Raw genomic sequence first — 18,771 nt, 5'->3', positions numbered from 1 at the left:
CCGGGCCCGCTCAGCCGGTCGCCGCGAGCCGCTTGGCCGCCTCCTCCAACACCTCGACCCGCTTGCAGAAGGCGAACCGCACCAGCGGCCGGCCGACCTCGACGTCGTCGAAGAAGACCACCTCGGGGATCGCGACCACACCGCGCAGCTCGGGCAGCCGACGGCAGAAGTCCAGGCCGTCCGTGTAGCCGAGTGCGGTGATGTCGGTGGTGGTGAAGTACGTGCCCTGCGGTTCGTACACGGTCAGCCCGGCCGCGCGCAGGCCGCCGCCGAGCAGGTCGCGCTTGTGTCGCAGATCCTCGCGCAGGCCGCCGAAGTAGTCGTCCGGCAGCCGCAGCGCGTGCGCGATGGCGGGTTGGAACGGCGCGCCGGACGTGTAGGTCAGGAACTGCTTGGTCGTGCGTACCGCCGCGATCAGTTCCCGGGGCGCGCACACCCAGCCGACCTTCCAGCCGGTGAACGAGAAGGTCTTGCCCGCCGAGGAGATGGTCACGGTGCGCTCGCGCATGCCCGGCAGGGTGGAGATCGGGATGTGCTCGCCGGTGTAGACCAGGTGTTCGTACACCTCGTCGGTGACCACGATCAGGTCGTGTTCGATCGCGATCTCGGCGATCGTCTCCAGCTCGGCCCGGGTGAGCACGGTGCCGGTCGGGTTGTGCGGGCTGTTGAGCATGATCACCCGGGTGCGCTCGGTGATCGCCGCGCGCAGCTCGGCCGGGTCCGGTCGGAAGTGCGGGGGGCGCAGGGTGACGCCGACCCGGCGTGCGCCGGCCATCGCGATGCAGGCCGCGTACGAGTCGTAGAAGGGTTCGAGCGCGACCACCTCGTCGCCCGGTTCTAGCAGTGCGAGCAGGGCCGCGGCGATCGCCTCGGTCGCGCCGGTGGTGATCAGCACCTCGGAGTCGGGGTCGAAGGTCTGCCCGTAGAAGCGCTGCCGGTGCTCGGCGACGGCCAGGCGCAGGTCGGGGATGCCGTCGCCCGGTGGGTATTGATTCGCGCCGTCGCGCATGGCGGCGACGGCGACCTCGATCACCTCCGCCGGGCCGTCGGTGTCGGGGAAGCCCTGGCCCAGGTTGATCGCGCCGGTGCTGCGGGCGAGGGCGGACATCTCGGCGAAGATCGTGGTGCCCAGGCCGTCCAGGTGTCGGGCCAACAGCGGTCGGTTCATCCGTACGGCTCCTTCGCGGGGTTCGGTCTACCCGCCCATCCTCGCGTGCGGGTCGGGGCCGCTCACAGGGTGTCCTTCACCCATTCGTGTCGGTGCCTTTCACCTTCACGGGTGACGACGTTGCGCCTTTGGGCGCCTACCGTGAGTCATGTCCCCTGGTTTGCAGCCGATTGTCGCCCCCGGGAGCCTCCCGTGGGGTCTTCCCCGTTGCCCGGACAGATGAGCGCGAGAATGCACGCCACACTCACCACCACGTACACCGACACCCGTGCGGACGCCCTCGGCTGGTGCCTGGGCCTGCCGCCGCTGCCCGCGCTGGCCGAGCGCACCGTCGAACTCGGAGGGCTGACGCTGGAGCTGCGGCTGCTGGGCGCGTCGCACCAGATGTTGATCAGTCCCGTCCGGGGGGAGGACGCGCCGGTGTCGGAGACCGTCGCGTGCGTGCCGGGCGCGGCCGGCCCGCTGCCCGCCCGGGCGGCCACTCGGCTCGGCCGCTGGGAGTACGAGTTCACCGCGCTGACCCAGGGTTTCGAGGATGCCGCGTTCGTCGCCCGGGTGCGCGAGATCGTCACCCTGGCCGGCGGGCACCGGTACGGCCTGATCGGCCAATATCCGGGGCTGCCGTACGCGGTCACCGCGATGGTGGTCGAGGGGTGCGGGGCCGGCGCGGTCTGGTCCACCTGGCACACCTATCCGCAGGAATGCCGGATCGTGAACACTCGGAGCCGCGCGATGTGACGATCGCACGAAGGGATCCGACACAATGACGCCCCATCAGGTGATCGGACGACGATGGGGGACGGCGGCATGTTCAGGGACCTTGCCGAAGGGGTCGGCTACGCGTTCGCGTTCGGGGGAGTGGGCATCGTGCTCATGGTCCTCGGCTTCGTCCTCGTGGACGTGTTGACGCCCGGCAACCTCGGCCGACAGATCTGGATCGAACGCAATCGCAACGCGGCCCTGGTGCTCTCCTCGGCGCTGCTGGGCGTGGGCATGATCGTCACCACGTCGATCGCGACCACCTACGACGAGTTCGGCAAGGGCCTCGCCTCCACGGCGATGTTCGGCGTCTCCGGATTGATCCTGATGGCCATCGCCTTCCTGGCGATCGACCTGGTCACCCCGGGCCGACTGGGCGCCACCGTGGTCGAGCGGGAACCGCACCCGTGCGTGTGGGTCACCGCGTCCTCGCAGATCTCGATCGCCGCGATCGTGTCGGCGTGCATCGCCTGACCCGGGGTCGACCCGGCCGCGCGCCGGGTCGGTGAGCCGCGCTCCTTCCCCTGCCTCCCGAACTAGCCGGTTCGGGTGAACCGTCGGCGCGTTCGACGCCATCCGCTTCCTTCGGCCCTACCGTGCTCGGGGTGAACTCCCCCGTGCCGGGCGCGCCGACCATCGCGCGCGTGTCCGCGGTCCGCCCGCGCCCGGCCGCGATCGCGCCCGGGCCGGCGCGGTTCGTGGTCCTGCTCGCGGTGCTGGTCTGCGCGGCGTGCGGGTTGATCTACGAGCTCGCGCTGGCCGCGCTCGGCGGCACGCTGGGCGGCGACCCGGTGGTGGAGACCTCGATCGTGCTGTCGGTGATGGTCTTCGCGATGGGCGTCGGGGCGCTGGCCGCCAAGCCGTTCGCGCGCCGGGCCGCGGCGGCGTTCGTCGCCGTCGAGATCCTGCTCGCGGTGTGCGGCGGGATGTGCGCGACCGCGCTGTACGCCGCGTTCGCCTGGTACGACGTCTACCGCTGGCCGATGATCGCCGTCTCGGCCGTGCTCGGGCTGTTGATCGGGGCCGAGATCCCGCTGCTGATGACGCTGGTGCAGCGCATTCGCCCCCAGGAGGCGGGCAGCGCGGTGGCCGACCTGTTCGCGGCCGACTATGTGGGCGCGCTGATCGGCGGCCTGCTCTTCCCGTTCCTGCTGCTGCCGCACCTGGGTCAACTGCGCACCGTGTTGCTCGCCGGCGTGGTCAACGCGATCGCGGGCGCGCTCGTGGTGTTGTGGCTCTTCCGCGTCGACCTGCGGCTTCGGCTGCGGGTGGGGATGTACGCGGCGGTGGGCGCGGTGCTCGCGCTGCTGGCCGGCACCTGGCTGGCCACGCCGGCCTTCGAACGGGCCGCGCGCGACGCGCTCTACGACGGGGACGTGGTGTCCGCCCGGGAGGACGTGGTGCTCACCCACACCGGGGCCGGACCCGAGTTGTACGTGGACGGCGAGCGTCGGGTGGCCGCCCCGGGGGCGAGCGAGGCCGCCCAGGCGCTGGTGCACCCCGCGATGGCGGGCCGGCACGAGCGGGTGCTCGTGCTCGGCGGCGGCGACGGGCTGGCGCTGCGCGAGGTGCTGCGCTACCCGGCCGTGCGCGAGGTGGTGCTGGTGGTCGCGCGGGTGGCCGAGACCGCGCCCGCGCGCACCGATCCGGCGCTGCGCGCGTTGGCCGGTGACGCGTTCGCCGATCCGCGCGTGCGGGTCGTCGGCGCCGACGCCTTCGCGTGGGTGCGGGCCGCCCCGGCGCGCTTCGACGTGGTCGTGGCCGACCTGCCCGGGCCGACCACGGGCGCCGCCGCGCGGCTGTACACGCAGGAGTTCTACGGCCTGACCCGGACCGTGTTGCGCCCGGCCGGCCGGATCGTGGTGCACGCACCCGCGCCGGACGCGCACCCGCGCGCCTACTGGTGCGCGGAGGCCGGGCTGCGCGCCGCCGGACTGCGCACGGTGCCGTATCGGGTCACCGTGCCGGGCCCGGCCGACCGGGGCTTCGTGCTCGCCGCGGTCGCGCCCGGCACCGGGCTGCGGGCCGCCGACGACGCGCCGGACGCGGCCGCGGTGCCGTTCCTGGCGGCCGAACGGCTGGCCCGGGCCGACTGGTTCCCGCCGCACGAGGCGCGGGTGGACGTGCCGCCGTCCACCCTGAACCACCCGCGCATCGCCGACTACGTGCGCGGGTGAGCAGCCCCCGCCCGTCTCTGGGCGACCTCGTCCCGGCGCTCAGCGGATCGACATGTACGCCCGAAACGCCTTGTGCAGCGTCGGTACCACCGGGTACTCCCACTCGCCCAGGTTCTCCACGACCCGGCCGTTGGTACCCAACTTCCAGCGCAGCACGCCGAACAGCCGGTCGTCCGGGTCGATCACCGCGCTGACCCCGCGCATGTCGTAGACCGGCACGCCACGTTCGTACACGTCCTGGATCATCCGCCACTGGAGCGCGTGGCTGGGGCGCACGCCGCGCCCGTGGTCGGTGGACGCGCCGGTCTGGTACCAGACCCGCGAGCCCGCGCTGATCAGCGTGTGCGCGGCCAGCAGCCGGTCCTCGAAGCGGGCCAGGTAGAGCTTCATCCGGCCTGCCGACTCGGTGTTAAGGGCTCGGAACTGTCTTTCGTAGTAGGGCAGTTCGCGGCCAAGTCGGAAACCGTTGCGGCGCTCGGTGACCTGGAGCAACTCGAAGAACGCGGGCAGGTCCTCGTAGCCGCCCACGGTGATGTCCACGCCCGACTTGCCCGCCTTGGCGATCGCCCGCTTCCACTCCTGGTTGAAGCCCGCCTTGACCTGGTCCAGCGACCGGTCCTCGAAGGGCAACTCGAAGGTGTACCGGGGCTGCGCGTCCGCGCCGTCGCCGGACGCCCGCCAACCCAGGTCGCCCAGTCGCAGTGCGACGGTGGCGCCGAGCGGGTCGATCTCGTCGGGGGTGACCCGGTCCAGGTGCTTGAGGCCGTGCTTGACCGCGTCCTTGACGGTCTGCGCCTGCCACCGCCGGTGGGCCAGCGGCGGACCCATCCGCACGGTGAACACGTTCCGCTTGCGCATGTGTTCGATCAGCGGGTCCAGCCAGCGTTGTGGATTGGGATCGACCCAGTCGATCACCGGACCCTCGGGGAGGTAGGCGAACCAGTACGGCACCTTGGGCATCTTGCGGTACAGCACCAGGGCCGACCCGACCACCGCTCCGTTCGCGTCGTACCAGCCGATCCCCTCGCTGCGCCAACCCTCCTTGACCACGGCCCAGGACGGGTATTGCAGGAAGCCCGCGTCGCCGCGTCCGTCCAGATGGGCCAGGTGCGCGTCGGAGGTCAGCGTGGCGACCCGCAGCCTCGAACCGCCGGGCGCGGCGGATGCGGGGGTGCCGGCGGCGGGTGCGGTGGGCGCCGCGGCGGGAACGTTCGAGCGCGCGGGCGGCGCCGGGAGCAGCGTGACCACGGGACGTCTCCTCGGGGACGGAGGGATGCGGGGGAGCCCCGCATTTCTTTAAGAGCCCGTGGCAGCGGGTTTCGTCACCAAGAAATTCGAATGCAACGGAAGTGGTCTCCCGAGGACTCAGACAACGGGGGAGCATGTCGCAAACCCCGATCGAGGCCGAATTGGAGTCGTTTGTGAGCCATGTCGTCTCGGCGCCGCCCGGGGGCAGGCACGCTCGCGATGAGAACCGCGACGCCGCGTCCGGGACACCCGCCGCCTCGTCGACGCGGGTGCCCGTGCCGGTTCGCGCTCGGGCCGCGGGGGGCGCCGACACCGCTCGCGGCCGGTCGGTGCTGCGCGGTGGCGCGAGCCTGGCTCTGGGCTCCGCGGTGTCCCGGCTGACCGGCTTCGTGCGCAGCGCGACGGTGGTCGCGGCGCTGGGCACCGGCTTGTTCGCCGACGGCTACAACGTCGCGAACACGGTGCCCAACATCCTCTACATCCTGCTCATCGGCGGCGCGCTCAACTCGGTCCTGGTGCCGCAACTGGTGCGCGCCGCCCGGCGGGACGCGGACGGCGGAGCCGGCTACACCGACCGGCTGCTGACCGCGGTCGGCTGCGTGTTGCTGGTGCTGACCGTCGTGGGCGTGCTCGCCGCGCCCGCGATCGTGTCGGCCTACGCGGACTACGACGGCGCGCAGCGCGATCTGACCATCGCGCTGGCCCGGATGTGCCTGCCGCAGATCCTCTTCTACGGTGTGTTCGCCCTGGTCGGCGAAGTGCTCAACGCACGGGGGCGGTTCGGGCCGATGGCCTGGACGCCGATCCTGAACAACATCGTGGTGATCGCGGTCTTCGGGTCCTTCCTGTTGGTCGCGCACGACGTGCGGGACGCGGCGGGCATCACCCCCGCGCAGGCCCGCCTGCTCGGCCTGGGCACCACGCTGGGGATCGTGGTGCAGGCGGCGGCGCTGCTGCCGTACCTGCGTGCCGCCGGGGTGCGTTGGCGACCGCGGTTCGACTGGCGCGGGCACGGCCTGGGCACGCCGCTGCGGATGGCCGGCTGGGCGGTCGCCATGGTCGGTGTCTCCCAGTTGGGCTACTGGCTGGTCACCCGGCTCGCGGTCGAGGTCTCCGACAAGGCGGTCGAGTCCGGGCTCGGCCACGGTGTGGGCTACACCGCGTACGCCAACGCGCAGTTGTTGTGGATCGTCCCGCACGGCGTGGTCACCGTGTCGATCGTGACCATGCTGATGCCCCGGATCAGCCGGGCCGCGGCGGACGGACACCCGGCTCTGGTCCGCGAGTCGATCTCCCGGGGCCTGCGGCTGAACGCGCTGGTGATCGTGCCGGTGTCGTTCCTGTTCCTGGCGCTGGGCCCGCAGGTGACCGCGGTGGTCTTCCAGCACGGTGTCACCACCGAGGCGGACACCCGCGCGATGGGGCTGATGCTGACCGCGTTCGCGCCCGGGCTGATCGCGTACTCGGCGCAATACCTGATCCAGCGCGGGCTGTACGCGATCCAGGACGCCCGCACGCCGTTCTGGGCCAATGCCGCGATGACCGCGGCCGGGGCGTTGTTCTCGCTGCTGGCCTACTGGACACTGCCCGCCGAGTGGGCGGTCACCGGGATGGCCGCCGGGTACAGCGTGGCGCAGCTCATCGGGCTGGTCTGGCTGGCCCTGGTGCTGCGCCGGCGGCTGCGCGGCCTGGACACGATCCGGGTCGCCCGCACCCACCTGGGCCTGGCGATCGTCTCGGCCGGCGCGGCGGGCGGGTCGTGGTTGTTCGCCCGCTGGTGTGCGCACGCGTTCGGCGCCGGGCCGGTGGGCGCGGCGGTCGCGTTGGCGGGCGCCGCGGTGTTGTTCGCGGGACTGGTCGTACCGGTCGCCTATCCGCGGGTGCGCCGGTTGTGGTTGCCCGCCGAGCCGGCGGTCCCGGACCCCGATCCGGTCGAGACGCCGCGGGTGATCGACCCCGACGCGCCGACCGGGCGACACCGCCGGGTGTGATGGGGTGGGTGGTAGCCGCCGACCGTCCGGGTCGGTCCACGGGCGCGCCGGTCGAGCACCGTGCGCCGCCATGAACGGGGAGAACGGATGCAGTACGAAGTCGTCGTGCCGATCCCGGTGCGATCGGTCTGGGACACCTTCCACGACGCCGAACGCCTGGCCCAGTGCGTGCCCGGCCTGCTGTTGGACGCGCCGGCCCGGACGGGGGCCGAGGGGATCGAGCTGACCGGCCGGTGGCAGGTGCGGGTCGGCGCCGACACGGTCACCTATCGCGGCAGGCTGCGGCTCGCGGACGCGGTCGAGCCGCTGGCGCTGGTCGCGAGTGTGGCGGGCACCGAGGGCGCGGGCGACGACGGCGCGGGTTCCTTCGACGCCGAGTTCACCGTGCGGCTGGACGACCTGGCGGCGGACGAGGAGGACGAGCCGAGCGAGACCCGGATCGTGTTCGCCGACACGGCGAAGCCGACCGATACGGGTGACCCGGACGCGGACGGCGATGCGGGGGCGCGGGCCGCCGCGTTCGTCCGGGCCGCCGACCTGTTCGCCGCGGCGCTGGCCGACGAACTGGCCCCGGAGCCGGCGGCGGACACCCCGTTCGAGCCGGTCGAGCCGATCGTGGATCCCTTCGCGACGCCGCGGACCCGGTCCCGGCAGCCGCAGCCGACGCCGCGACCGGCCGTGCTCGATGGGGAGCCGGATCTGTGGTCCGAGGCCGGCCACGGCACCGGTCGGGCCGCGCGGCGCGCGCTCCGGGCCTTGGTGCCCGCCCTCGGCGCGCTGCTCGTCTGGCGTCTGGTGCACGTCCGTCGCCGCCGCGCCGGTTAGGCTCCGGTGCCATGAATGCCGACCGCGATGCACTCCTCGACCAGATCAAGACCAAGGCCGTCGTGCACGGCAAGGTCGTCCTCTCCTCCGGCCGGGAGGCGGACTACTACGTCGACCTGCGCCGGATCACCCTGGACGGCGAGGCGGCCCCGCTGGTCGGCCGGGTCATGCTGGAGCTGACGTCGGACCTGGAGTTCGACGCGGTGGGCGGGCTGACCCTGGGCGCCGACCCGGTCGCCGTCGCGATGTTGCACGCCGCCGCCGCGCAGGGGCGCAAGCTGGACGCGTTCGTGGTGCGCAAGGCCGGCAAGGCGCACGGTCTCCAGCGCCGCATCGAGGGTCCGGACGTGAAGGGCCGCCGGGTGCTGGCCGTCGAGGACACCTCCACCACCGGCGGCTCGGTGCTGACCGCGGTGGAGGCGCTGCGCGAGGCCGGCGCCGAGGTCGTCGCGGTCGCGGTGATCGTCGAGCGCGGTGCCGCGCCGACGGTGGAAAAGGCCGGCCTGGAGTATCGGGTCGCCTACCATCTGCAAGATCTCGAACTCGATTAGTACCGGGCGAGTACCGGGCGCGTACATTCCGTCGACGGCCGCACCGTGTGATGCCTTGCGCATTCACCGGGCGGCCGTTGCTTTTTTCGTGGATTTGGATATTGTCGAAGCAGTTCCGACGTCGGCGCATCCGCCGACCGGACTTCCCGGGGGGGAAGTATGAATTCGTCGTGTATGTCGTCCTGCGCGCACTCGCCGCGATCTCGCGGCTGAGTCGATTCGCGCCGAACAGGACGTGAACACCTCTGCCCTTTCCCCTCGGGCCGCCGGGTCGGTTCCCCGTCCGACCCGGCGGCCACCTTCGCCGACGGCACCGCGCCCGGCGTGTGTGCCGGTCTCCCCGGTGCCTCCCGGCGCCGCGGGAACCGTGGTGCTCCACCGGACGGTGGACACCGCACCGAAAGCCGCCCTGCCTCCGGTCCCCGTCCGGGGGCAGGGTGTTTTCGTCTCCCCGTAATAGTCGCGGACCGACCCGACGCACGGCGACGGAAAAAGGTTGTACGCCTGGGCATTTCAATATGGGTGATCTCGACGCCGGCCCGGACAACGAAAAGCGGCGGGGTGCCAATGGCACCCCGCCGCTTCGCAGCGTATGTGTTCAGTTACCCGACGACGAGGACGTCGCTTCGCGCTTCGCCTCCCGCTTGCTGCGAATGACCTCGATGATGATCGGGAGCAACGAGATCAGCACGATGACGAACACCCCCGGCAGCAGGTATTTGTCGATACTGCTGCCGATCGAGTCGCCGAGCTTGTAGCCGAGCAGGATGATTCCGTCGGTCCACACCAGGCCGCCGATGACGTTCCACACGAAGAACGTCCGCGCGGGCATCTCCAGGACGCCGGCGACGGGGTTCAGGAAGGTGCGGACGATCGGGATGAACCGGGCGAGCAGCACGGCCTTGGCCGGGCCGAACTTCTCGAAGTACTGCTCGGCCTTGGTCACGTACTCGGCCTTGAACAGCTTGGAGTCCGGTTTGCTGAACATCTTCGTGCCGTACCGGGCACCGAGGAAGTGGCCGAGTTGGGCGCCGGCGATCGCGCACAGCGGTGCGCCCAGGAGCAACCAGGGCAGCGAGATGGACGTGCCGACGATCTCTTCGGCCGACGAGGACGCGGCGACGCCGGCCAGGAACAGCATCGAGTCGCCGGGGAAGAAGAACCCGACCAGCAGACCCGTCTCCGCGAAGATGATCGCGAGGATGCCGATGAGTCCGAACGTCGAGATGAGGGACGTCGCGTCGAGGACGTTGACAGCTTGGAATTCCACCTCTGGAGGGTAGTCCGCGCGACGCGCGCCTTGTCACCCGTCCCCGCCTGGAACCCCGCATCATTACCAGGTCGGGACCTTGTCGGCGGGGATCGTGCGCTCGGCGAGGGTGCCCGGGTACACGCGGACACACGTCCGCACACACGGTCAGGGGTAGCACGTGGGCATCGAACGGCTGGTGGTGATCGGTGGCGACGCCACCGGAATGAGCGCGGCGTCCCAGGCCCGACGGCGGCGTGGCGAGGACGACCTGGAGATCGTCGTGCTCGAACGCGGCCGGTTCTCCTCGTACTCCGCGTGCGGCATCCCCTATCTGGTGTCCGGCGAGGTGGACGGCCCGGACGCGCTGATCGCGCGCACGCCGCAGGAGCACCGCAAACGGGGGATAGACCTGCGCCTGGGGGTCGAGGCGGAGGAATTGGACCTGGATCGGCGTCAGGTGGCGGTCCGCGACCTGGGTACCGGGCGGGCCGACCGGATCGGCTTCGACCAACTCGTGCTCGCCACCGGCGCGGTGCCGATCCGTCCGCCGCTGCCGGGCATCCAGGCGCCCGGCGTGTACGGGGTGCAGACCCTGGACGACGCGCGCGAGCTGATCGAGTGGCTGGCTCCCGAGCACCGTACGGCGGTGGTGATCGGCGGCGGCTACATCGGCATCGAGATGGCCGAGGCGCTGGTGAACAAGGGTCTGCGGGTCACCGTCGTGGACCGCTCCGCGCACCCGATGTCCACCCTCGACCCGGACATGGGCGCGCTGGTGCACGAGGCGATGGAGGGTCTGGGCATCGAGGTGGTGACCGAGACCGAGGCCCGGGAGATCGAGCTGGTGGACGGTCGCGCGAGCGCCGTGCTGACCGACGACGGCCGCTTCCCCGCGGACATCGTGGTGCTCGGCCTGGGCGTGCGTCCCGCCACCGAGCTGGCCCGCGCGGCGGGCCTGCCGCTGGGCGCGAGCGGTGGTCTGCAGACCGACCTGCGGATGCGGGTCACCCCGGACGGCATCTGGGCGGGCGGGGACTGCGTCGAGGTGCTCAACCTGGTCTCCGGCCGGCGGCAGCACATCGCGCTCGGCACCCACGCGAACAAACACGGCCGGGTGATCGGCACCAACATCGGCGGCGACTACGCGACCTTCCCCGGCGTCGTGGGCACCGCCGTGAGCAAGGTCTGCGACCTGGAGATCGGCCGGACCGGGCTGCGCGAGAAGGACGCCGCCGCCGCGGGCTACGAGTTCGTCACCGCGACCATCGAGTCCACCGGCCGGGCCGGCTACTACCCGGGTGCGCGCTCGATGACGGTCAAGATGATCGCGGAGCGGATCACCGGCCGGCTCCTGGGTGTGCAGATCGTCGGCCGGGACGGCGCCGCGAAGCGGATCGACACCGCGGCGGTGGCGCTCACCCACCGGATGACGGTCGAGGAGATGACCGCGCTGGACCTCGGTTACGCGCCGCCGTTCTCGCCGGTGTGGGACCCGATCCTGGTGGCGGCGCGCAAGGCGGCACAGAAGGTGGCCGAGCAGCGCTGACCCGCCGCCGACCCGCTCGGCGGCGCCGTCGACACGGCGCCGCCGAGGACGGGGTTCAGCCTCCCGCGGGGGCCTTGAAGCCGGAGAGGTCCAGGGACGCGACGATGCGATCGGCGATGTCGTCACCGGCCGGCAGCCCGGTCGTGTGCACGTACACCCCCTGTTCGACCAGCCACCACAGCCGGACCTGGTAGGACCCGATGCCGGCGCAGGTGACGGTCCAGGAGCGGTACTTCGCGGGATATCCCGCGACGGTGACCGTGGACTTGGTGTCCAGCACCGAGACGGCTCCGGTCGGCGGCGGCGTGACCACCATGCCGTCGCGCAGGCACAGCGGCTGGGTCAACGCGCCGGCATCGGTGTCCACGAACGGGTCGGACGGCCACAGGCCGGACGGGTCCGGCACCGGCTGGACGTTGATCCAGGCGCCGTGGCCCAGGCAGTCCCCGGCATACTTCGCGTTCGCGAGCACGCACTGGTGTGCGGCGTCCTCGCGCACCACCGTCCAGGACGGCTGCCTGGCGAACTTGATCGCCGAGACGTCGGGGGACCTGGGCCTGGTCAGGAAACCGGGCGGCTCGCTCGTCGGGGGCGTCGACGGCGGTCGGCTCGAAGCCCGGGTATGCGTTGCCCGGCCGGTCTCGGGGGTGTCCGATTCCGGTGCCTCGGGCGACTGCGCGCCCGGTGCGGTGGTGGTCCGCTCCGGCGTCGCGACGGTCGTGGTGGGGGTCGGCCGCACACTCTGGGTGGGCAGCGGCGAGGGCACCCGGGACTGCATCGGCGCGCTGGTCTTCGTGTCCGGCGCGCCGACCAGTGACACCCCGCCGAAGGCCGCGGCCACGATGGCCAGGATGGCGAGCGGGATGCCGATCGTGTGGCGCCGGCTGCGGTGCTCGCGCACCGACCCGGGCGGTCCCGGCGGGCGCAGTGAGCCGAGCGTGACGGAGTCCGCGCGCGAGGCCAGGGCCGCGCGCAGCAGATCCTCCATCGATTCGTCGCGCGCATCGCGTTCGGTCACGACTGTTCGTCCTTCATGAGTTTTTCCAGGGCGTCGATGGCACGGCTTGCCGTGGACTTCACCGCTCCACGGGAAAGCCCGAGGGTCTCGGCTATCCGGGCCTCCGTCATATCGGACCAATAGCGCAGCACCAGCACTTCGCGCTGTCGCGGGGCCAGGCGTTGCACCGCGCCGAGCACCCGTAGATGCTCCTCGGACAGGACCACCGCGTCCTCGGGCGAGGAGGCGTCGGGTTCGTGTGGCGGCACGTAGGCGCGGGCGGTACGCCGACGGCGCAGCACGGAACGGGAGAGGTTGACCACCGAGGTGCGCAGGTACGCCAGCGCGTTGTCGACATCCTCCAACTCCTCGCCGAAGCGTCGGTACAGCGCGGTGAAGGCGTCCTGGACGACGTCCTCGGCGGTGCCGAGGTCGTCGACCAGCAGGATGGACAGCCGGACCATGCCGAGCCGTTGGGCGTGATACAGCTCGGTCAACGTCGGGCGGGCCGGCGGTTCCTCGCTGCCACCCTTGAGGATCCGAAATCGCGACCGACGCGGTATCTCGGGCGACGTCGTTTCCTCCGATGGGGAGCCGGACGACTGCTGGTCGCCCCCGAATGCCGGCATGCTCAGCAGCGCCACAGCTCCGCCGCCCCCTTCGCTGTCATGAAACCGCCCCCACCCTCCGCGCACAGCCTGTGTCCTGGTGACGCCCCGCCCCCCGAAGGGTTGCGTGGGCGCCCGAAGTTCTTTTCCCCACGGCTCAGTTCGCCGCCACGCCGGTTCAGTTCCGAACGCGACGACGCCGTGTCACGGCGAGTCCGACACCTCCGACGAGGACCAGCACGGCTCCGGCGGAGGCCGGCGGGGCGACCATGGAGCCGCCGGTCTTCGCGAGCTCGGCCCGGTCGGCGGCTTGCGCCCCGGAGGTGGTGGCCGCCGCACCCGTCGCTTCGACGGAAGTCTTCGTCGAGGGCGTGGCGGTGGGCTCCGGCTCGGTCGACGGCTTCGTGGAGGGCTTGGTCGACGGCTTGGTGGTGGGCTTCGTCGAGGCCGTGGTCGACGGGCTCGCGTTGTTGAGCACGTCGAAGTACGCGGACTCGCTGCGTGGCTGCCGGCCGGAGACGTCGATCGAGGCCGAGAGGTGGCTGTCCACGGCGTTGGCGGGCAGCGAGGACTTGATCGTGAACGCCAGGTCGATCGTGGTGCGGGTACCCGGCGCGCCGCGTCCGCTCAGGGCGAATCGGCCCGCCAGTACGCCCTGGCACTCGCGGCGCAGCGAGAGCTTGCTCGTGACGCCCGCGTACGAGTAGCTCACCGCGACGTCGGCCGGCTTGGCCGCGTACTTTTCGGTGCTGCCCTTGGGCGGGTTCGGGTCCAGGCTCGACTTCCCGTCCACGGAGAAGTACACGGCCACCGGGATCCGGCCCGTCTGCGTGCCCGAGCCGTTGACCACGGTGATCCGGGCGTGCACCAACCGCTCGCGGGTCACCCGGGTCGGCACCCCGCTCAGTTGGATGCCCACCTTCGACCAGTCCGTCGTCACGGTGGTCGAAGCGGCGCGCGCCGGTGCGCCGGCGGCGGAACCCCCTTTGTCGGAGCCGCTCTTCGCGGCGGCGTCGGTGGCCTGCTTCGGGTTGTCGGGCGTCTTGGCCCCGGCGTCGGCGCCCGCGCAGGCGTATGCCGTGCCCGCCATCCCGGGCACCAGCGGCAGGCCGACGCCCAGCAGCAGGGCGGTGGAGACGACTGCGGCCGCCTTCTTGCCAAAAGTGTTCATAACGGTCACGCGCATGACAGGGGCGTCCCTTGGGGAAGGTTGTGGGAAAAGAAACGAGGATGAACCGGGGCTCGGGCGTCACGAAGGCCGGTGCCGCTCGGCCCCGCATGTCGTTCCCGCCGCGTCCCTGCTTGCTCTCAACGCCTAAGACGCGCTTCCAATGGGATGGTTGCGTTCGATGGGAAATTTCGTGCGGAGGTTTCCCGAGAGCCCGGTGCCACCCGCATGCCGAACTGACGCTCCGTCAGATATTGCATCCGGTCCCCCGAACGGGGAGGGCGGGATGCGGTGTCGTCCGGGGTGGTCTGCCAGGATGGGCGGCAAGCGGGGATACGGCCATCCGTGTCCGAAACCCTCATATCACCGCTTGGCCGAGCAACGAGGAGCAGACGCATGCCCATCGCAACTCCCGAGGTCTACGCCGAGATGCTCGACCGGGCGAAGGCCGGTCGATTCGCCTACCCGGCGATCAACGTGACCTCGTCCCAGACCCTGAACGCCGCGCTGCGTGGCTTCGCCGAGGCGGAGAGCGACGGCATCGTCCAGGTGTCCACGGGCGGCGCGGAGTTCCTGTCCGGCACCACCGTCAAGGACATGGTCGTGGGCTCGGTCGCGTTCGCCGAGTACGCGAAGGTGGTCGCGGAGAAGTACTCGGTGAACATCGCCCTGCACACCGACCACTGCCCCAAGGACAAGCTCGACGGGTTCATGCGCCCGCTGATCGACATCTCGGCGCAGCGGGTGGCCAAGGGCCAGGACCCGCTGTTCCAGTCGCACATGTGGGACGGCTCGGCCGTACCGCTCGACGAGAACCTCGAGATCGCCCGCGAGCTGATCGCCAAGTGCGCCGACGCGCGGATCATCATGGAGCTGGAGATCGGCGTCGTCGGCGGCGAGGAGGACGGCGTCGACAACGAGATCAACGACAAGCTCTACACGACCCCGGCCGACGCGCTGGCGACGGTCGAGGCGATCGGCCTGGGCGAGAAGGGCCGGTACATGCTGGCCGCGACGTTCGGCAACGTGCACGGCGTGTACAAGCCGGGCAACGTGAAGCTGCGCCCGAGCATCCTCAAGGACATCCAGGACGCGGTCGCCGCCAAGCACGGCCGGGAGAAGCCCTTCGACCTGGTCTTCCACGGCGGCTCGGGCTCGCTCCTGGAGGAGATCCGCGAGGCGCTCGACTACGGCGTGGTCAAGATGAACGTCGACACCGACACCCAGTACGCCTTCACCCGCCCGGTCGTGGACCACATGCTGCGCAACTACGACGGCGTGCTCAAGGTCGACGGCGAGGTCGGCAACAAGAAGCTGTACGACCCGCGTTCGTACGGCAAGGCGGCCGAGACCGGGATGGCCGACCGGGTCGTCGTGGCCTGCCGGGACCTGCGCTCCGCGGGCACCCGGCTGAAGTAGCCGCCCCGCTTGCCGCACCCGCACCGCCGAAGCCCGCGACCACGAGGTCGCGGGCTTCGCGTCGTGCCGGGCAATCGGTCCCGATGGGCAATCATGGGGACCATGACCATCGATCAGAACCTTTTCGGCGGACCCGACCCCACCTACCTGCCCGAGGAAGCCGAGCCGCTGGCGTTGCTCGTGGACGGGGTGCCGCCGGCCGAGGTGGCCGCGAAGTTCCCGACCTTCTCGCTCGCGTGGGCCGACCTGGCCGACGACGCGTTCGCCAAGGGCAACGTGATCGAGTCCTACGCCTACGCCCGGGTCGGCTACCACCGCGGCCTGGACGCCCTGCGGCGCTCCGGCTGGCGCGGCCACGGCCCGGTGCCGTGGGAGCACGAGCCCAACCGCGGCTTCCTGCGCTCGCTGCACGCGCTGGCGCGGGCGGCGGGGGCCATCGGCGAGGAAGAGGAGTACTCGCGCTGCACGATCTTCCTGCGGGACAGCAGCCCGGCGGGTGCGGACGCGCTCGAAGGCTGAGACCCGACCCTCGGTCGGGATGCCTCGAACGCCGGCCGGACCGGATGCTCCCGGTCCGGCCGGCGTTCGGCCGCCCCTGCGGGGCTACGCCGGGACGAACAGCCGCCAGCCCGTCGGCCGCACCGTCCACGTGCGCAGCCGTACCGGTCCGGTCGCCATGCCGTCCGCCGCGTAGGTGAAGTCGCGACCGCACACGGTGATCTCGTGGGCCCGCAACTGCACGAGCGCGTCGCGGGCCTGGGCCGCGCCGAACCGGACCGCCCCCGGATGCCCGGTGATCATCACGCTCGCCAGCCCGGCACCGCGAACGCCGTCCGTGCGATGTGCGCTCTTCGTACCATTCGACCCGTTCGTGCCGCTCGATCCGTCGCCCCCGCCGGGTCCGTTCGACGTGACTTCCGTCATCTTCGCCCCGGGGGTCGCCGCGCCGTCGCATCCCAGATGCACCGAGAACACCGGCCGATCCATGTCGGCCACGACACACCCGTCCGCCTCGATCCGCAGCCGGTGACCCGAGGGCCCCACGGCCGCGCCGACGGTGCTCGACACGCTCCGCACGGCCTGGTCGACCAACCCGCGCCAGCCGCGCCCGATGGCCGGCCGTACCGGCGCCGGACGGGTCGCACGCACCCCGTGACCGATCCGCACCGAGCGCAGCGCGAGCCCGCCCAGGTCGTCCGACATCAGGTCGAAGGAACGTTCGTTCTCGCCCACCGCCACCCGTGCCGCCTTGGCGGGCTCGGTCGGCAGGCCCAACGCCTCGGCCAGTCCGTGGCCGCTCCCGGTGTCCACCGGGACGATGCCCAGGGGTGTGTCGCCGAGCTCGCCCGCACGATCGAGCAGCCGGGCCACGGCGTGCACTCCGGCCTCTCCGCCGATCACCACGACACGCCGACGACCGCGCCGCGCGAGGGCGCGTTGCAGGTCGGCGGTGTCCGTGGGAATGACGATCTTGCTGGGGGCGCAGGCCCGCAGAACATCGAGCGCGACCCGGACGGATTCGCCGTCCGCCGAGCGAGCCGCAGGGTCCGTGATCACGAGCAGCGAGCGCTCGGCCGACACCGGTCGTCCTTCCTCAGGTAACCTCTCCCCGCAAGAGCCCCTTGCCGCGCACCGCGTCAAGGGGCTTGGACCGTCCGGGGCTCCCGTTGTCAAACATGCCCCGCCTGGAAGGGGTGTACGCCTCATGCCCGCACTCGTACTCGTCGGCGCCCAATGGGGAGACGAGGGCAAGGGGAAGGCTACCGACCTGCTCGGCGGATCCGTCGACTACGTGGTCCGGTACCAGGGCGGCAACAATGCCGGCCATACCGTTGTCATCGGCGATCAGAAGTACGCCCTCCACCTGCTGCCCTCCGGCATCCTCACGCCCGAGTGCACGCCCGTCATCGGCAACGGTGTCGTGGTCGACCCGGGGGTGCTGCTGCACGAGATCAGCACCCTGGTCGAACGCGGCATCGACACCTCCAAGTTGATCATCTCGGGCAACGCGCACCTGATCACGCCGTACCACCGCACCCTCGACAAGGTGACGGAACGGTTCCTCGGCAAGCGCAGGATCGGCACCACCGGGCGCGGCATCGGCCCGGCCTACGCCGACAAGATCAACCGGGTCGGGATCCGCGTCCAGGACCTGTTCGACGTCGGCATCCTGACCCAGAAGGTCGAGAGCGCGCTGTCGGACAAGAACCAGATGCTGGTCAAGATGTACAACCGCCGCGAGCTGCGGGTCGAGGAGGTGGTCGAGGAATACCTCGGCTACGCCGAGCAGCTCAAGCCGTACGTCGCCGACACCACGCTGGTCCTGAACCAGGCCCTGGACCAGGGCAAGGTCGTCCTGCTCGAAGGTGGCCAGGGCACGCTGCTGGACGTGGACCACGGCACGTATCCGTTCGTCACGTCCTCCAACCCGACCGCGGGCGGCGCGTGCGCCGGATCCGGCATCGGCCCGACCAAGATCACCGGCGTGATCGGCATCCTCAAGGCGTACACCACGCGCGTGGGGGCCGGCCCGTTCCCGACCGAGCTCTTCGACGAGGACGGCGAGGCGCTGCGCCGGATCGGCCACGAGCGCGGGGTGACCACCGGTCGCGACCGGCGCTGCGGCTGGTTCGACGCGGTCATCGCGCGCTACGCGACCCGGGTCAACGGGCTGACCGACTTCTTCCTGACCAAGCTGGACGTGCTGACCGGCTGGGAGGAGATCCCGGTCTGCGTCGCGTACGACATCGACGGCGTACGGCACGACGAACTGCCGATGTCGCAGACCGACTTCCACCACGCGAAGCCGATCTACGAGAAGCTCCCCGGCTGGACCGAGGACATCACCGGCGCGCAGACGTTCGACGATCTGCCGAAGAACGCGCAGGCGTACGTCCGGGCCCTGGAGGACATGTCCGGCGCCCCGATCTCGGCGATCGGCGTCGGCCCCGGCCGCACGCAGACCATCGAGATCAACAGCCTGCTCCGCGGCAAGTAGCGGGCGGGCGGAGACGGCGAAACGCCCCCGGGCCCCGGCCGACACACTGTCGGCCGGGGCCCGT

Annotated in this window: 17 protein-coding genes; 10 read left to right on the top strand and 7 right to left on the bottom strand. The window is 71.4% G+C overall.

Annotation, left to right across the window (positions count from 1 at the left end):
- Positions 1-10: 10 nt before the first annotated feature.
- A complete protein-coding gene (locus ACH4U8_RS36500; protein WP_360312175.1) occupies positions 11-1,168 on the bottom strand; it encodes a pyridoxal phosphate-dependent aminotransferase in 1,158 nt (385 codons plus the stop codon).
- Between the two features lie 231 nt (positions 1,169-1,399).
- On the opposite strand from ACH4U8_RS36500, the gene ACH4U8_RS36495 reads away from it, so the two are divergent.
- The 3 genes from ACH4U8_RS36495 (at position 1,400) to ACH4U8_RS36485 (ending at position 4,104) form a co-directional block, all read left to right on the top strand.
- Entirely contained in the window at positions 1,400-1,906 is a 507-nt protein-coding gene (locus ACH4U8_RS36495) for a DUF2617 family protein (protein ID WP_395782574.1), read from the top strand.
- 69 nt (positions 1,907-1,975) lie between these two features.
- Entirely contained in the window at positions 1,976-2,401 is a 426-nt protein-coding gene (locus ACH4U8_RS36490) for a DUF350 domain-containing protein (protein WP_360312171.1), read from the top strand.
- Between the two features lie 131 nt (positions 2,402-2,532).
- Positions 2,533-4,104 (top strand): polyamine aminopropyltransferase, encoded by a 1,572-nt coding sequence (locus ACH4U8_RS36485; RefSeq protein WP_395782573.1) that lies wholly within the window; start codon positions 2,533-2,535, stop codon positions 4,102-4,104.
- Between the two features lie 39 nt (positions 4,105-4,143).
- On the opposite strand, the gene ACH4U8_RS36480 is transcribed toward ACH4U8_RS36485, so the two are convergent.
- On the bottom strand, positions 4,144-5,352 hold the full coding sequence (locus tag ACH4U8_RS36480) for a peptidoglycan bridge formation glycyltransferase FemA/FemB family protein (protein ID WP_360312167.1): 1,209 nt from the start codon (positions 5,350-5,352) through the stop codon (positions 4,144-4,146).
- A 275-nt stretch (positions 5,353-5,627) separates the two neighbouring features.
- On the opposite strand from ACH4U8_RS36480, the gene murJ reads away from it, so the two are divergent.
- The 3 genes from murJ to pyrE all read left to right on the top strand — a co-directional run bounded on the left by murJ (position 5,628) and on the right by pyrE (position 8,719).
- A complete protein-coding gene (gene murJ, locus ACH4U8_RS36475; RefSeq protein ID WP_395782572.1) occupies positions 5,628-7,343 on the top strand; it encodes a murein biosynthesis integral membrane protein MurJ in 1,716 nt (571 codons plus the stop codon).
- Positions 7,344-7,430: 87 nt separating this feature from the next.
- Positions 7,431-8,168 carry a CoxG family protein gene (locus tag ACH4U8_RS36470; protein ID WP_395782571.1) on the top strand — a complete coding sequence of 246 codons (738 nt, stop codon included), beginning with the start codon at positions 7,431-7,433 and terminating at the stop codon, positions 8,166-8,168.
- An 11-nt stretch (positions 8,169-8,179) separates the two neighbouring features.
- Positions 8,180-8,719 (top strand): orotate phosphoribosyltransferase, encoded by a 540-nt coding sequence (gene pyrE / locus ACH4U8_RS36465; RefSeq protein ID WP_395782570.1) that lies wholly within the window; start codon positions 8,180-8,182, stop codon positions 8,717-8,719.
- 598 nt (positions 8,720-9,317) lie between these two features.
- Here the strand turns inward: pyrE and ACH4U8_RS36460 are convergent.
- The gene (locus ACH4U8_RS36460; RefSeq protein ID WP_395782569.1) at positions 9,318-9,989 is read right to left on the bottom strand and encodes a DedA family protein; all 672 of its coding nucleotides are present in this window, start codon (positions 9,987-9,989) and stop codon (positions 9,318-9,320) included.
- Between the two features lie 160 nt (positions 9,990-10,149).
- On the opposite strand from ACH4U8_RS36460, the gene ACH4U8_RS36455 reads away from it, so the two are divergent.
- Positions 10,150-11,517 carry an FAD-dependent oxidoreductase gene (locus tag ACH4U8_RS36455; protein WP_379992046.1) on the top strand — a complete coding sequence of 456 codons (1,368 nt, stop codon included), beginning with the start codon at positions 10,150-10,152 and terminating at the stop codon, positions 11,515-11,517.
- A 55-nt stretch (positions 11,518-11,572) separates the two neighbouring features.
- On the opposite strand, the gene ACH4U8_RS36450 is transcribed toward ACH4U8_RS36455, so the two are convergent.
- The 3 genes from ACH4U8_RS36450 to ACH4U8_RS36440 all read right to left on the bottom strand — a co-directional run bounded on the left by ACH4U8_RS36450 (position 11,573) and on the right by ACH4U8_RS36440 (position 14,308).
- A complete protein-coding gene (locus ACH4U8_RS36450; RefSeq protein WP_395782568.1) occupies positions 11,573-12,535 on the bottom strand; it encodes a hypothetical protein in 963 nt (320 codons plus the stop codon).
- Positions 12,532-13,143 carry a SigE family RNA polymerase sigma factor gene (locus ACH4U8_RS36445; RefSeq protein WP_395782567.1) on the bottom strand — a complete coding sequence of 204 codons (612 nt, stop codon included), beginning with the start codon at positions 13,141-13,143 and terminating at the stop codon, positions 12,532-12,534. The genes ACH4U8_RS36450 and ACH4U8_RS36445 overlap by 4 nt, the downstream gene beginning before the upstream one ends.
- A gap of 157 nt (positions 13,144-13,300) precedes the next feature.
- Positions 13,301-14,308, bottom strand: coding sequence for an LPXTG cell wall anchor domain-containing protein (locus ACH4U8_RS36440; RefSeq protein WP_395782566.1), 1,008 nt, complete (start codon positions 14,306-14,308; stop codon positions 13,301-13,303).
- Positions 14,309-14,686: 378 nt separating this feature from the next.
- Here ACH4U8_RS36440 and fbaA point away from each other — a divergent pair, with 378 nt between their 5' ends.
- Positions 14,687-15,709: a class II fructose-bisphosphate aldolase gene (gene fbaA, locus ACH4U8_RS36435; protein ID WP_360312149.1), complete on the top strand. Its 1,023-nt coding sequence runs from the start codon at positions 14,687-14,689 to the stop codon at positions 15,707-15,709.
- Positions 15,710-15,811: 102 nt separating this feature from the next.
- Entirely contained in the window at positions 15,812-16,228 is a 417-nt protein-coding gene (locus ACH4U8_RS36430) for a DUF3151 domain-containing protein (RefSeq protein ID WP_026219278.1), read from the top strand.
- Between the two features lie 84 nt (positions 16,229-16,312).
- On the opposite strand, the gene ACH4U8_RS36425 is transcribed toward ACH4U8_RS36430, so the two are convergent.
- Entirely contained in the window at positions 16,313-17,290 is a 978-nt protein-coding gene (locus tag ACH4U8_RS36425) for a diacylglycerol kinase family protein (protein WP_395782565.1), read from the bottom strand.
- A 124-nt stretch (positions 17,291-17,414) separates the two neighbouring features.
- Here ACH4U8_RS36425 and ACH4U8_RS36420 point away from each other — a divergent pair, with 124 nt between their 5' ends.
- A complete protein-coding gene (locus ACH4U8_RS36420) occupies positions 17,415-18,707 on the top strand; it encodes an adenylosuccinate synthase (protein ID WP_360312144.1) in 1,293 nt (430 codons plus the stop codon).
- Positions 18,708-18,771: the final 64 nt, after the last annotated feature.

The organism is Embleya sp. NPDC020886, from assembly GCF_044333915.1.
Taxonomy (GTDB): domain Bacteria; phylum Actinomycetota; class Actinomycetes; order Streptomycetales; family Streptomycetaceae; genus Embleya.
This window is presented reverse-complemented; position numbering and strand designations above follow the sequence as displayed.

Excerpts from the sequence above, each read along its gene's own strand:
- ACH4U8_RS36500 (WP_360312175.1), bottom strand. The coding sequence starts at position 1,168 with ATGAACCGACCGCTGTTGGCCCGACACCTGGACGGCCTGGGCACCACG.
- ACH4U8_RS36445 (WP_395782567.1), bottom strand. The coding sequence starts at position 13,143 with ATGCCGGCATTCGGGGGCGACCAGCAGTCGTCCGGCTCCCCATCGGAG.
- ACH4U8_RS36490 (WP_360312171.1), top strand. The coding sequence starts at position 1,976 with ATGTTCAGGGACCTTGCCGAAGGGGTCGGCTACGCGTTCGCGTTCGGG.
- ACH4U8_RS36430 (WP_026219278.1), top strand. The coding sequence starts at position 15,812 with ATGACCATCGATCAGAACCTTTTCGGCGGACCCGACCCCACCTACCTG.
- ACH4U8_RS36495 (WP_395782574.1), top strand. The coding sequence starts at position 1,400 with ATGCACGCCACACTCACCACCACGTACACCGACACCCGTGCGGACGCC.
- pyrE (WP_395782570.1), top strand. The coding sequence starts at position 8,180 with ATGAATGCCGACCGCGATGCACTCCTCGACCAGATCAAGACCAAGGCC.
- fbaA (WP_360312149.1), top strand. The coding sequence starts at position 14,687 with ATGCCCATCGCAACTCCCGAGGTCTACGCCGAGATGCTCGACCGGGCG.
- ACH4U8_RS36440 (WP_395782566.1), bottom strand. The coding sequence starts at position 14,308 with ATGCGCGTGACCGTTATGAACACTTTTGGCAAGAAGGCGGCCGCAGTC.
- ACH4U8_RS36470 (WP_395782571.1), top strand. The coding sequence starts at position 7,431 with ATGCAGTACGAAGTCGTCGTGCCGATCCCGGTGCGATCGGTCTGGGAC.
- ACH4U8_RS36420 (WP_360312144.1), top strand. The coding sequence starts at position 17,415 with ATGCCCGCACTCGTACTCGTCGGCGCCCAATGGGGAGACGAGGGCAAG.